This is a genomic window from Ignavibacteria bacterium (assembly GCA_017302895.1).
GTDB lineage: Bacteria > Bacteroidota > Ignavibacteria > Ignavibacteriales > Ignavibacteriaceae > UTCHB3.
The window spans coordinates 55,573-68,852 of sequence record JAFLBV010000002.1; the positions used below are offsets into that span (position 1 = coordinate 55,573).

General features: G+C 41.3%; 11 protein-coding genes and 2 tRNA genes. 9 read left to right on the forward strand and 4 right to left on the reverse strand.

Annotated features, from left to right (window positions below; all coding sequences use genetic code 11):
- The first annotated feature begins 28 nt into the window (after positions 1–28).
- The 3 genes from J0L60_07890 to J0L60_07900 are packed head-to-tail and all read left to right on the forward strand — an operon-like array spanning position 29 to position 1,490.
- A complete protein-coding gene (locus tag J0L60_07890; GenBank protein MBN8546041.1) occupies positions 29–610 on the forward strand; it encodes a hypothetical protein in 582 nt (193 codons plus the stop codon).
- Between the two features lie 36 nt (positions 611–646).
- Complete coding sequence (locus J0L60_07895) at positions 647–1,009, forward strand: VOC family protein (GenBank protein MBN8546042.1); 363 nt, start codon at positions 647–649, stop codon at positions 1,007–1,009.
- 1 nt (position 1,010) lies between these two features.
- The gene (locus J0L60_07900) at positions 1,011–1,490 is read left to right on the forward strand and encodes a hypothetical protein (GenBank protein MBN8546043.1); all 480 of its coding nucleotides are present in this window, start codon (positions 1,011–1,013) and stop codon (positions 1,488–1,490) included.
- A gap of 3 nt (positions 1,491–1,493) precedes the next feature.
- Here the strand turns inward: J0L60_07900 and J0L60_07905 are convergent, their stop codons facing one another.
- Both J0L60_07905 and J0L60_07910 read right to left on the reverse strand, forming a co-directional pair.
- Positions 1,494–2,333: a GNAT family N-acetyltransferase gene (locus J0L60_07905; GenBank protein ID MBN8546044.1), complete on the reverse strand. Its 840-nt coding sequence runs from the start codon at positions 2,331–2,333 to the stop codon at positions 1,494–1,496.
- Positions 2,334–2,451: 118 nt separating this feature from the next.
- On the reverse strand, positions 2,452–3,807 hold the full coding sequence (locus J0L60_07910) for an MATE family efflux transporter (GenBank protein ID MBN8546045.1): 1,356 nt from the start codon (positions 3,805–3,807) through the stop codon (positions 2,452–2,454).
- A gap of 202 nt (positions 3,808–4,009) precedes the next feature.
- Here J0L60_07910 and J0L60_07915 point away from each other — a divergent pair.
- The 6 genes from J0L60_07915 (at position 4,010) to J0L60_07940 (ending at position 7,480) form a co-directional block, all read left to right on the forward strand.
- Positions 4,010–4,099 (forward strand) — tRNA-Ser (locus J0L60_07915).
- A 53-nt stretch (positions 4,100–4,152) separates the two neighbouring features.
- Positions 4,153–4,239, forward strand: a tRNA-Ser gene (locus J0L60_07920).
- Positions 4,240–4,473: 234 nt separating this feature from the next.
- Complete coding sequence (locus J0L60_07925; protein MBN8546046.1) at positions 4,474–4,914, forward strand: PspC domain-containing protein; 441 nt, start codon at positions 4,474–4,476, stop codon at positions 4,912–4,914.
- Positions 4,901–5,824: a hypothetical protein gene (locus J0L60_07930; protein MBN8546047.1), complete on the forward strand. Its 924-nt coding sequence runs from the start codon at positions 4,901–4,903 to the stop codon at positions 5,822–5,824. Before J0L60_07925 ends, J0L60_07930 begins: the two co-directional genes overlap by 14 nt.
- 160 nt (positions 5,825–5,984) lie before the next feature.
- Positions 5,985–6,692 (forward strand): hypothetical protein, encoded by a 708-nt coding sequence (locus J0L60_07935; GenBank protein MBN8546048.1) that lies wholly within the window; start codon positions 5,985–5,987, stop codon positions 6,690–6,692.
- Between the two features lie 23 nt (positions 6,693–6,715).
- The gene (locus J0L60_07940) at positions 6,716–7,480 is read left to right on the forward strand and encodes a queuosine precursor transporter (GenBank protein ID MBN8546049.1); all 765 of its coding nucleotides are present in this window, start codon (positions 6,716–6,718) and stop codon (positions 7,478–7,480) included.
- Here the strand turns inward: J0L60_07940 and J0L60_07945 are convergent, their stop codons facing one another.
- The gene (locus J0L60_07945; GenBank protein ID MBN8546050.1) at positions 7,481–11,488 is read right to left on the reverse strand and encodes an AAA family ATPase; all 4,008 of its coding nucleotides are present in this window, start codon (positions 11,486–11,488) and stop codon (positions 7,481–7,483) included.
- Between the two features lie 143 nt (positions 11,489–11,631).
- Complete coding sequence (gene groL, locus J0L60_07950) at positions 11,632–13,263, reverse strand: chaperonin GroEL (protein MBN8546051.1); 1,632 nt, start codon at positions 13,261–13,263, stop codon at positions 11,632–11,634.
- Positions 13,264–13,280: the final 17 nt, after the last annotated feature.

The window sequence follows — 13,280 nt, forward strand, 5'->3', positions numbered from 1 at the left end:
TTTTTTAATAATTATCAGATAGACTTTAGTGCGTTACTTACAAGCAACATTTTTAATCTTTATTCTGTTCTATTCAAACATTCTTTCACAGACAGCAGTCACACCAAAACAAGAGAAATCATTCACAATCGGACTAAGGGGAATCTATACCACAGGTCCATGGATGAATCAAGCCGGACTAGGTGCCGGGGGTAATCTAAAATTCGAATGGAAACTCGGTAAACGAATAGCCTGGTATTTTCAGGGAGGTTATTACTATATCAACGGTAAACAGGCGACTTCCAATGGAATCACTTACAAGACTTACTTCAACGACGGTGAGGTTTCTACCGGAGTTAAATTTCTTTCAGAGAAAAACTATTTCGGACTTGCCGGAATCAGTATAAATTCGTTGATGAGGAGAACGGATGTCGTTCAATATATAAGCGGATGGAAACAGGAAAGCACCTCTTCGAGCACTGCTGAAAAATTCGGGTTGATAATCGGTGGTGGATACACATACCATTTAAGTGATCTGATTGCCTTGGAAGGAATGGGATTGTTCAACTATTTGGGTGACGAGGGCTCAAATCTTGCGTTGAACATCGGTGTTAAATTTAAATTTTATTAACAGTTTACAAAAGTTACCGGAGTAAAAATGGCACATATGATAAGCTGGTTCGAGATTCCCGTAAAGGATATGCAAAGAGCCAAAAAATTCTATGAGGAAGTATTTAATGTCGAGATGACTTTGATGTCATTTGGCGGCCATGACATGGCTTTTTTCCCTTCTGAGGGGATGGATGACATTTCCGGTGCGCTTTGTGCCGGTCCCGATTATAATCCGTCTTCAGAAGGTACACTTGTTTATTTCAGCGGGAATCCAGATATGCAAAAAATACTTGATCGCATTCCCGGAGCCGGAGGTGTGGTACTTCTTCCCAAGAGAGAAATTTCAGCCGAATACGGCTTTATGGCCCTTTTTATGGATACTGAAGGCAACAGACTCGCGCTTCATTCATTAAAATAGTATGATCAGATATTTAAATGTTGTACTTCTGGCAGTATTTCTGATCACTGCAGCCGGTTTTTATTCGGTCGAAAGAAAAGACCCATCAATCTCTCAACTCCATTGGTTGAAAGGGAGGTGGTCAAGAATTGCATCCGGAGTGGAACATTATGAATTGTGGAATATCGTGAAAGACTCTTTGCTCGAGGGTGAAGGTTATTATATGAAAACCAACAACAAAAAAGTTACCGAAAAACTTTCGATCAAGTGGATCAACAAAAAGCTCTTCTATGTTGCAGACGTTCCGGGTAACGAAGGGCCTGTGAACTTCGAGAATATTTTTCTCAACGATACGATGGCGGTTTTCGAGAATCGAAGTCATGACTATCCGAACAAGATAACCTATATCAAGACGAGTAAACGGGACTTTAAAGTCATCCTGAGTGATAACTCAGGTCAGAGCAAAAGATCGATGAGCTTTAAACTCGTAACCAAAAGGTGATTGCTAACCCAATTCAAAGGAAGTAACACCGAAAATCTTCTCTCTGTCCCTTTCAGGATTTCCGTTGTGATACATTCTGGCGGTTTCAAACACGAATTGCATCCCGAACTCTTTTGCCAGTTGTACTGCCTGCGGGTTAATTTCCGGAGTGTCAAGATAAACCGGTTTGCCCTCGGCAAAATCGGCTAATGCCAGAAAGAGTTTCCTGGCAATTCCATAGTCATCTGCGAACAATGGACCGATTTTATAACCACCATTGTAACACTTTCTTATTGTTCCATACCCCTGAAGAAACACGCCTTGTTCTGCTTTTAGTGTCAGGCTTTCGGGCATGGCTACCCATTCTTTAATAAAAGCCGCTCTGTTGGCAGGAAAAACGGTCTTGTCGTAATCTAGCAGGTTACAGAGATCTTCGTCGGTGACGGGTTTAACTTCAAATGATTTTTTAGGTATCAAATCCTTCGCTTCGAACCGGATTTGCCTGTAAGCGAATTCATATCCTGATCTAATATAATTGTGTTGTTGCTCGACTACACCATCCATCCCGGAAGGAATATCCCGGATTCTGTCAAACCCCGCTTTCCAGAGCTGGAATCCGTATCCCTTGCCACGGAACTCAGGCTTCACAATATAAAATCCCATGAAACCGAATTCATTGCCATACCTGACTGCTGATTTTGTTGCAATTATCTCTCCGTCCAGTTCACCAACGAGAAATCCCGCGGGGTCCGAAAAAAGAAACGGACGATCATCATGTAAACCTGGATTCCAACCTTCCTTTTCAGCCCATTGTATAAAGATTTTAATTTCTTTAGGCAGGATTTTACGGATTTCGTAACTCATGGCACGCTCCTTTGTCAGAATGATGTAAAAGCAAAGCGGAAATTATAAATAATTCAATTAATAAAAAACAATATCCCGCTAATTATTCAATTCCTGTCGGAAGGAAAAAACCGGGCGTTTATTTCTCTGCGATTTTTTCCCTGAACATATTCGGGTTGCCGGTTTTAACAAAAAATCTGATATTTAACATAAGTGAGGAAGCTATCAGGCTGAGGGACAAACCATACCAGATTCCTTCAGTACCCAATCCCAATGGAAATCCGAAAATGTAAGCACCGGGCAATCCAATAAGCCAATATGCAATGAAGGTAATCACAGTTGGAATTTTAACATCGGTAATACCTCTTAAATTACCAAGAGCGATTGCTTGTGTGCCATCAAATATCTGAAAAAAAGCGGCAATCATCAACAACTTGGGAGCAATCGAAACCACCTCCGGATCTGAAGCGTAAAGAAGGGGAATGTGTTCCTTAAATATGATCAGAAGAATACCGGCGCAAACCATGAATGATGCACCGAGAAATAGTGCCACGGTGGCTGCTTTTCTCACCTGTGTGATGTTTTTTGCCCCGACTGCATTGCCCACTCTGATTGTGCCCGCAGTAGACAATCCCAAACATACAAGATAAGTCAGCGATGCAACATTTAGTGCTATTTGATGTGATGCAAGCTCATCTTTACCTATCCAGCCAACCATGAACGCTGCAGTCGCAAAGCAGCCAACTTCAAAAAAATACTGGATTCCACTTGGTATTCCGATTCGTAAAATTTCTTTTCCGTTTTCATCCAGGCCTTTGAACGGGAATATTTTCAACCCAAAACGCTTAAATTCTCTGTTCTTATGGACAAAAACCGCAAGAGAAACGAACATGAAGATTCGTGATCCGAGAGTTGCATAACCGGCTCCATCCAATCCTAACGCGGGGGCTCCCCAGTTTCCATAAATGAATATCCAGTTAAAAAAGAAGTTGACCACATTTGCAGCAATCGAAATTACCATAGCCGGACGCGTAAATGAGAGGCCCTCTATAAACTGTTTGTATCCGGTAAACAGGAGCATGGGAGGGATGGAAAATGAGATAATTCGGGTGTAACTTAATGCAAGGTCAACCACTTCTTTTGGCTGATCCATATACGAAATTATGTCTGTTCCAAAATAAACAACAATATTCAAAATGATGCCGGAGAAAAGACTCACCCAGATTCCCTGATGAAAAACTCTGGAACATTTATCACTGTCGGAAGAACCTACGGCAATTGCTACCAGGGGAGTCATTGCCATCACAATCCCCAAGCCAATCACAGTGATTATGAAAAACAGGCTTAAGCTGAGTGAGGAGGCGGCCAGTGGAGCGTCACCAAGGCGACCGACCATTGCTGAATCCACCACACCCATCATGACAAAACCCACCTGGGCTATCACGACAGGCAGAGCCAGCGATACCGTTTCTTTTAAATGTTCTTTAATTGTCATGCTATTTTTATTAAATCAGATGGCAAATGTAAATATTCAAAGAAAATAATCGACTACTTTTTACCGGATAAATTATGGTTTGTCTTTATTTATGATGAACGGTCAATTATTTACCGGATAAAAGCCAAACATTTTCTTTGAAATCTTTGACAATATTCCTACATTTGTAGTCTGTTTATCTGAAATTTATGACGGAAATTATGGAGAGATGGCAGAGTGGTTGAATGCGGCAGTCTCGAAAACTGTTGTGGGCTACGGTTCACCGGGAGTTCGAATCTCCCTCTCTCCGCCACTTGATTGAGGCTTCCGGCAGATCTTCGACGAACAGAAATTGTATGGGCAAATGGAAAGGTGCTAGAGTGGTTGAATAGGCTCGCCTGGAAAGCGTGTGTACTTTTACCGGTACCGCGGGTTCGAATCCCGCCCTTTCCGCTCATTGGAAAAGATCAGTTTTTACTGATCTTTTCTGTTTTAAACAGTTGATCTTTCTAAATTTCACATATATTCTGAGAGCAGGGGAGTAAATGCCTGTGATTTTTGACATTTTGGGGAAATTGTAACACTAAAATAAATCGTTCATCTTGTATTATGTCCTTTTATCATTAATGGATTGAAATTTTGTCATTGCGGATGTAATTTTACGCCGTAAACAAACAGGAGTCCAAAATGGAAAAGAGAATATACAAATCACGCAAAGAAAGAATGATTGGTGGAGTTGCCGGCGGCATAGCTGAATATTTTGAAGTTGACCCCGTCATCATCAGATTTGCATTTATTGCATTGACTTTGGTAAATGGAGTGGGACTTGCTTTATACATAGTCGGTCTGATAATAATTCCGGAACAGGTTATGCAGTTCAATGTCAAATCCGAGCAATCAGTCCCGTTCGCTGTACCTGATGCAAAGCCTTCGTCTGAAAACAAAGGGAAGTTCTCAATCTATTTAGGAGTTTTGCTTATCGTAGCCGGTATTTTATTCGGACTCGATAATTTTGTTCCTCATTTTGATATTGTTGACGCGTTCCCGTTAATTCTTGTACTGCTGGGTGTATGGATAATATTCACCGGAAGGAAAAAAAGCCATGGAGACAAATATGAAACCGAGTAAAATTTTCTGGGGAGTCTTTTTTCTGGGACTTGGAGCCCTTTTATTGGTTAAAAACTTTTCAGATGTTGATTTCTATCTGCCGGAAATAAGGAAATTTTGGCCATTGCTCCTGATAGCAGGTGGAGTGGTCTATCTGACAAAAAACCTGATCGTTAGAAATGTGCTAGCGGGAGTTGCCGGATTTTGCCTGGCGTTTTTCCTGCTCACGGTCTCAGCATCGATACATAATTTGCCAAAAAAGTTTTTTGGACATGTCAAGTCGTCGAAGGACAAAAGCAGTCTCATATCCATAAAAACTGAACCCTACGATACAACGATAAAACTTGTTGAGCTAAGTTTTGATGGTGGTGCCGGCACTTATATCGTGAACTGTAGAGACACAAATTTGATGACATTAAAAACTGACAGAAGCAACAGGAAATTCTCGGTAAACAACAATATCGCCGGTGGTAAAGCAAACCTTGATATCCAAATGGCTGAGTTTCATTTTGATAGTGACGACACTTCATTCGCTTCACTTGTGGAGTTGAATATCAATCCGAAGCCATTTTATGAAAGTCTTAATTTTCAAATTGGTGCGTCAGAGTTTGAATTGAACATCACCGAACTGCAATTCAGGAAACTGAACATCGATATGGGTGCCAGCTCGACCAAGTTGTTTCTCCCAAAACCTGCAGCGGGAAGCAGTGAGGTAACGATCGAATGTGGGGCAAGCAGCATAGATATAGTCGTAAGCAAGGATGCTCAGGTAAAACTGATTAATTCGATGGCATTAAGCGATTCCCATGTACCAAAAGGTTTTGTAGAAAAAAATGGTGTCATTTTCTCAGAAAATTTTACGGGAACCGGAGACATCCTCACTATAAAACTGGATGGGGGTGTGAGCAGTTTGAAGATAAGAAGAGATTAATTTAGTTTACAGTTGGAAAATATTGTTTAAAAACGGCTGAAATATGCCGTTTTTTTATTTTAAAAGGTGATTTAACAATAAATAATCATATTGTTTCTTTTTTTTGATCATAAGAAAAACTATTTTTGATAACAAAAGGTACAAAAATTTCTCAAGACCGATGACTGACGAAGAAACACTATCATTTATTTATCGATTTAAGCTTCCATCTGAAGTGAAAGAGTTCTCAGTCTGTCTGCGTCGCTCTGATCTTTCCATAATCAGAAATGAAGAGGACTCAGTAAAAACCGACTGGGCGCTCCTGAAGAATTTTGCCTGCCCGCATTGCCCGCTTGATCAGTCTGCAAACGAGTATTGTCCTCTGGCGTTAAATCTGTACCATCTTATAATGGAATTCAACCATTTTGCTTCTTATGATGATGTAGAAGTGGAAGTCGAAACTTTTTCGAGAAACTTTACCAAAAGCACTGCTCTTCAATCGGGCGTAAGCAGCCTCCTTGGAATTCTGATGGTATCAAGCGGTTGTCCTATCATGGGAAAACTGAAGCCGCTTTTGTACAGTCATTTGCCGTTTGCCACACTCGATGAAACCCAGTTAAGGGTTTTCTCCCTTTATCTTCTTTCGCAATATATCAGGTATAAAAAAGGTGATCAACCTGATTGGGAAATGGATAATCTTGTCGAGATTTATAATAAAATCTCCATTTTGAACAGAAATGTCAGTAAACAGATTGTTCTTCTCGAGGAAAAAGATGCCAGCATTAACAGCCTGATAATCCTGAACAATTTTGCAGAGTATGTAACCTTTACCATCAATGAGAAGATGATTGATGAGATAGAGTTTTTTGTAAAGTCATTTAATGAATAGTTGAATGTCGGGAAGGGCCATATATGAAAGACAAACCGAATTTAGTATTTCTGTTCCTGGGTATGTTTTTTGTCTCGAATGCTGTGTTGGCGGAGTTTATTGGGGTGAAAATCTTCTCACTGGAAAAAACATTCGGTTTCGATCCCGTCTCTTTTTCTTTTTTTGGACAGGAAAACCTCTCTTTCAATCTTACTGCCGGAGTTCTTCTTTGGCCCATCGTTTTCATTTTTACAGATATCATCAATGAATATTTTGGGAGGAAGGGAGTTCGCCTGCTTTCCTTCATTTCAGCCGGTTTAATTGGTTACGCATATGTAATGGTTTACTTTTCGATGGGACTTGTACCTGCAGATTTTTGGGTTATGCGGGACACTGTTACCGGACCGGTAAACATGAACACAGCGTTTAATGCCATATTTGGGCAGGGGCTATGGATTATCATAGGTTCACTGGTGGCATTTTTGGTAGGTCAGGTTGTGGATGTGACGGTTTTCCAATGGGTAAGAAAGCACACCGGATCGAAATGGATATGGGCAAGAGCCACCGGATCAACGCTTGTGTCCCAGTTTATCGACAGTTTTGTTGTTCTTTTTATAGCATTCTATTTCGGGGCGAACTGGAGTCTTGGTCTCGTTTTGGCAATTGGCTTGATGAACTACATCTATAAGTGTAGCGTGGCGGTCTTTCTAACCCCCATATTGTATGTTTTACATACAATAATCGACCGTTACCTCGGGAAGGATATTGCTCACCAACTGATGGAAAAGGCTGCTTCCGAAGAACTTTAGTTATAATGCAAGATTCTGTACATCTTCAATTGTTATCTTCACAAGATCATCGTCGCTAAGGTTGCTCAAAGTCAGAATTCTTTCCTCCTGATTCCCTATAGCCTTGTAGAGGACATTTCTCACCGTGCGGGCATTACCAAAATTTTGATCTCTGCTATCATAGATTTCCTTAAAGACATGATTAAGGTGTTCCATCGCCGATTCATCAAGTTTGTAACCGCTCTTCTCACTCAACACTTTCGTAATATCGAGCATCTCCTCGGGAGTGTAATCTTCAAACATGAAGAAATTTGTAAACCGGCTCTGAAGTCCCGGATTTGAATCGAGAAAATTTCTCATCTCATTAGGATATCCCGCCACGATTACAACAAGTTTGTCGGAGTAATCTTCCATTCTTTTAAGAAGTGTATCGATAGCTTCCTGACCGAAATCGTTACCACCGCGGGAAAGTGTATATGCTTCATCAATGAAGAGGGTGCCCCCGAGTGCCTGTTTTATTACATCATCCGTTTTTTGGGCAGTCTGACCCTGATAACCGGCAACCAAAGATGACCTGTCAACTTCTATCAAATGTCCTTTTTCAAGCAGTCCAAGTTCTTTGTATATCTTACTAAGTAATCTGGCAACGGTAGTTTTTCCGGTACCCGGGTTACCCATAAAGACAACATGAAGATTTTTCTTGATAACTTTTAAGCCCCGCTCTTCCCGAAGTTTGGCAATCTTTAATGAGCTTATAAGTTTTTCCGTTGCTTTTTTTACCTCACCCAATCCGGTGAGAGATTCGAGTTCTTTGAGATGCTGCTCTAAAAGTTTGGCATCACCTTCAACCCTGACCTGCTTCTTTGCCGCTACAGGTGCCAGCTCTTCGATATCTTCCACAGTTATTGTGTGTGACATTTCATCGGTTATCGATTCCTTGGGGACCTCCACCATTCTCAGAAGCTGTCTTTTAATGGCCGCTTCAGCGATGTTTCGTACCATTCTGGCATTGGAAAATGTTTTGTCGCGCTGGCGGTATTTCTCGTTGAAATAAACTTTAAGTTTTGCCATCGTCTCGGGGGTCATAGTCAGTTGTTTCGACTTGAAGATATTAACGGCGATGCTAACCAGTTCGTCAGGAGTATAGTCCTCGAAAAGGATAAATTTTGTGAATCTCGACTTGAGTCCGGCATTACTGTCAAGGAATTTTTCCATATCCTCAGTATAGCCGGCTGCGATTACTATAAATTTGCCACGATCATCTTCCATTCTTTTAAGAAGCGTATCGATTGCTTCTTTTCCAAAATCGCTGCCTGAATTATCACCGGCTTTTACGAGTGTATAAGCTTCATCCACAAACAGAGTGCCACCAATCGACTGATTTATCACTTCGGTGGTCTTTGCAGCAGTTTGTCCCACATAGCTTGATACAAGATTTTGCCTGTCGGTCTCTACAAGATGACCCTTCGGCAGTATACCAAGAGCCGAGTAAATATCGCTGAATATTCTCGCGACGGTTGTTTTACCGGTTCCGGGATTTCCTAGGAAAATGATATGATCTGAAAATTTATTCTGAAGATTCTCACCTCTCTCAAAATAAAATCTGGCTATCTTTACCAGTTCATTAATTTCTTTCTTGACAATGGTTAAACCCATTAAACCGTTGAGTTTATCGAGCGATTCCTTAAGTTTTTCCTCATTGATCCCCACATCAAATTGTTTGGCTTCATCCTTTTTAAATACAGCTGCAATATCCTCGGGTTCGAATGTGGTCAATGCTTCTTCAGTTCTCATTCCGGGAGGCAATTTGAGGTATCGTTTGCTTAGCCTCATTTTAGCATCATCGTATACATTTCTGACAAGCCTTCCGTTACCAAAAGTTTTGTCACGGTTTCTGTAAAGATTTGTAAACTCTTTGTTGAGAATATCCTTCGCCTGTTGAGACAATGAATAGTCTTCTTTCTTCGCCATCATCTCGAAAATTTGAATCATCTCATCCGGAGTATAATCCTCAAATTGAAAGAACTGTGTGAATCTGGATTTCATTCCGGGGTTTGATTCGAGAAAATCATTCATCTCATTGGGATAACCGGCAACAATCGTTACGAACTCACCGGCTTTATCTTCCATTCGTTTCAACAGGGTATCGATCGCTTCCTGACCAAAATCCTGCCCGGTGCCACCTTTTTTTACGAGAGTATAAGCTTCATCGATAAAAAGGATTCCACCCATTGCATCTTCAATCACTTTTTCAGTTTTTTGAGCAGTCTCGCCAACATATTGCCCCACGAGTGTAGCCCTGTCAACCTCGATGATATGTCCTTTAGGGAGCAGATTCATTGCCTTGAAAACATCTCCAATAACTCTTGCAACTGTTGTTTTACCTGTACCGGGATTGCCTAAAAATACCGAGTTGACGGAGAGGCCCTCTTTTGTCTTTAAACCGAGTTTTTTTCTTTCCTGAATAAAGTTCAGATAGTCAACGAAATCACGCATTGTCTGTTTCACAGTCCCCAAACCGATGAAACCGTCCAGATCAGCCAGAACCTTTTCTACGGTAAGCTCACCGTCAGCACCTTGTGATGCCTGCGATTCCTCCATTTCCTCAATTTCATTAATATCATAATGCTCGAGATCATAAATAACTGAGAATCCGAGAATGAACCATTTAGTGCAAATTAATTCGTTGTTTAGAAATATTTCAACCCGTCCCTGTCCGGGAGTCCAAAATCCGGGGTTTCCGGTTCCCCAGCTCTGGACAACAGCAACATTGCTCCATTCAGATTCAATTTGGAGCTCAAAATTGCTCTCTCCAATCTGTTTTTCATTAATATACCAAAGAGCCTGTCCATCTACCGCAACATCTTTGCTGTTGAAATATGGATTCTTGACGATAAGTTCAACCGCTATAAACCCTTGAGCTGGCGCATTAAACTGATGGACAAAATACTTCCGTCCCGAATTCAACTGCTCGGTGAGATCGAAAGTTCTGGCATAATACCCCCTGAATTTCACTCCCTTGTTTAGCTCGAAGTCGGTTCGTTTGCCCGCAGAGGCAGGAGTGGAAACTGAAGCCTTCTCCTTTTTGGGTTCTTCTGCTTTGCTTTCTCTTTTACTTTCGGGACTGAGTTCGATTACACCTTTTGGCTCCGGTTTTGTAGCCGGGTCGGGTGGGGAGGGGAGTGGATGTTCAACCGGTTCCGGTTTTAGCGGTACTTCCTCAATTATTTCTTCCTGAGTAGTACTTCTGGTTTCGATCTCCTCCATTTTAACGGCGATTTCGATCAGAACAGGATTTCCCGGGAGGAGCGGGTGTAATTCTTTAAGTAAGGCTTTTGCAGGTAATAATTTGAATTGATTAAAAAGGATTTTTAACTGTAGCAGTTTCGCATTATTCTTTTTGTCCTCGTCTCCGGTACCTTCGATGATTTTTTTAAGAGCATACTCCGCATACCAAAGTTCCTGACAAGCAATAGCATCTTCTGCGTCAATTAGTAAATCGCCTGCAGGAGCGAGTAATTTACTCAGGAATGAAGATTTTTGGCCGGCAAGATTTTTCAACCATTCGCGAAGTCTTGGTTTTCTGTGGGAAAGGGAATGGTCGATGCTCAAGGTGGTATCATAGAATCTCATGGCATCGGCATATTTACCGAGAGCTGCAAGACAAGAAACTTTGTATTCGAGGGCTTTGGCTCCGAATTCTGCAGAAAGGTTAATTACATAGTCGAAATCGAGAAGAGCAGATTCATACATACCCATTTTATACTGAATTTGTCCCCGGAAAAATCGGGCATTCGGATCTCTGTCGGCGAGCTTTACGGCAATATTTGCATATTCAAAAGCATCTGAGATACGAAAATCTTCGAGACAGACTACTGCATAGAGATAGTTTGCCTCGGGGTCTAGCGGAAATGCTTCCAGCATCCTCGAAGCAGCTTCTCTGGCAGCCTTAATATCCTTTTTTTGCAGGTTAATATTAACCTGATCCTTTAACTCTCTTATATCTTTGGAACTTAATACCTGGTTCATTTTTCTTGTGCTGATCTCTTCCGGAAACTTCAAAATCGAAATAAGAATATACTTGATTTATGATAAAGATAAAAGAAGTGAATTGGATAATAAAAAAAAAGCCCCCGACATTTCTGCAAGGGGCTTTGAAAAGGGGCGAACTATTAATAGTCCATTCCACCCATACCTCCGGGAGGCATCATTGGAGCGGATTCTTTTTCTTTTTTCTCATAAACTACTGCTTCAGTAGTGAGGAGTAAACCTGATACTGATGCTGCGTTTTCAAGAGCTGTTCTTGATACCTTGGTAGGATCAATAACACCAACTTTGATAAGATCTTCATATACTTCTGTAGCAGCGTTGAAACCATAGTTTCCTTCACCTGCTTTTACATTGTTCACAACAACGGAGCCTTCGAGACCGGCGTTGAAAACAATCTGTCTCAATGGCTCTTCAAGAGCTCTTTTTACGATCTCGATACCGGTTGACTGGTCTTCGTTAGCGCCTTTGAGGTCTGCGAGAGCATTGATGGCTCTGATGAAAGCAACACCACCACCAGGTACGATACCTTCTTCAACAGCAGCACGGGTAGCATGAAGAGCATCTTCAACTCTGGCTTTGATTTCTTTCATCTCGATTTCAGTTGAAGCACCAATTTTCAGAACGGCAACACCACCGGAAAGTTTTGCAAGTCTTTCCTGGAGTTTTTCTCTGTCGTAATCTGAGGTTGTTTTTTCAATCTGAGCTTTGATCTCATTGATTCTTTTCTTGATTTCAGTATCTTCGCCTTTACCTTCAACTATGGTTGTATTGTCTTTGTCAATAACAACTTTTGAAGCGGTTCCAAGATATCCGAGCTGAGCGTTATCAAGTTTGTAACCTTTTTCTTCGCTTATAACCTGACCGTTGGTGAGGATAGCGATATCTTCGAGCATGGCTTTTCTTCTGTCGCCAAATCCGGGAGCTTTAACAGCAGCAACACGCAGGGTACCTCTCAATTTGTTTACCACGAGGGTAGCGAGAGCTTCACCTTCTACATCTTCAGCGATGATAAGGAGTGGTCTGCCTTGCTGTACGGTTTTCTCGAGGATAGGGAGAAGATCTTTCATTGCGGAGATCTTCTTGTCGTAGATGAGAATAAAAGGATCTTCGAGAACTGCTTCCATAGAGTCAGCATCTGTAATGAAGTATGGTGAGAGATATCCACGGTCGAACTGCATACCTTCAACTACATCCAATACTGATTCAGTACCTTTTGCTTCTTCAACTGTTATAACACCTTCTTTTCCAACTCTGTTCATGGCTTCAGCGATTCTTTCGCCGATCCATTTTTCGTTGTTTGCGGAGATAGTACCAACCTGAGCAATTTCTTCATTGGTCTCGATTGGTTTTGAGATTGATCTCAGGTACTCTACAACCTTTATAACTGCGAGGTCGATACCGCGTTTCAGATCCATTGGATTGGCACCTGCGGTAACATTTTTCAGACCTTCTTTGAAGATTGACTGAGCAAGTACTGTAGCGGTGGTTGTACCGTCACCTGCTACATCACTGGTTCTGGAAGCAACTTCCTTAACCATCTGTGCACCCATATTCTCAACTGCATCTTCGAGTTCGATTTCTTTAGCAACTGATACTCCGTCTTTTGTTACAAGAGGAGCACCGAATTTTTTCTCGAGAATTACATTTCTTCCTTTAGGACCTAATGTAACTTTTACTGCATTGGCGAGCTGATCCACACCTTTTTTAAGTTTGGAACGAGCATCAACATCAAATTCAATTAATTTTGAAGCCATTTTATAATTTCCTTATT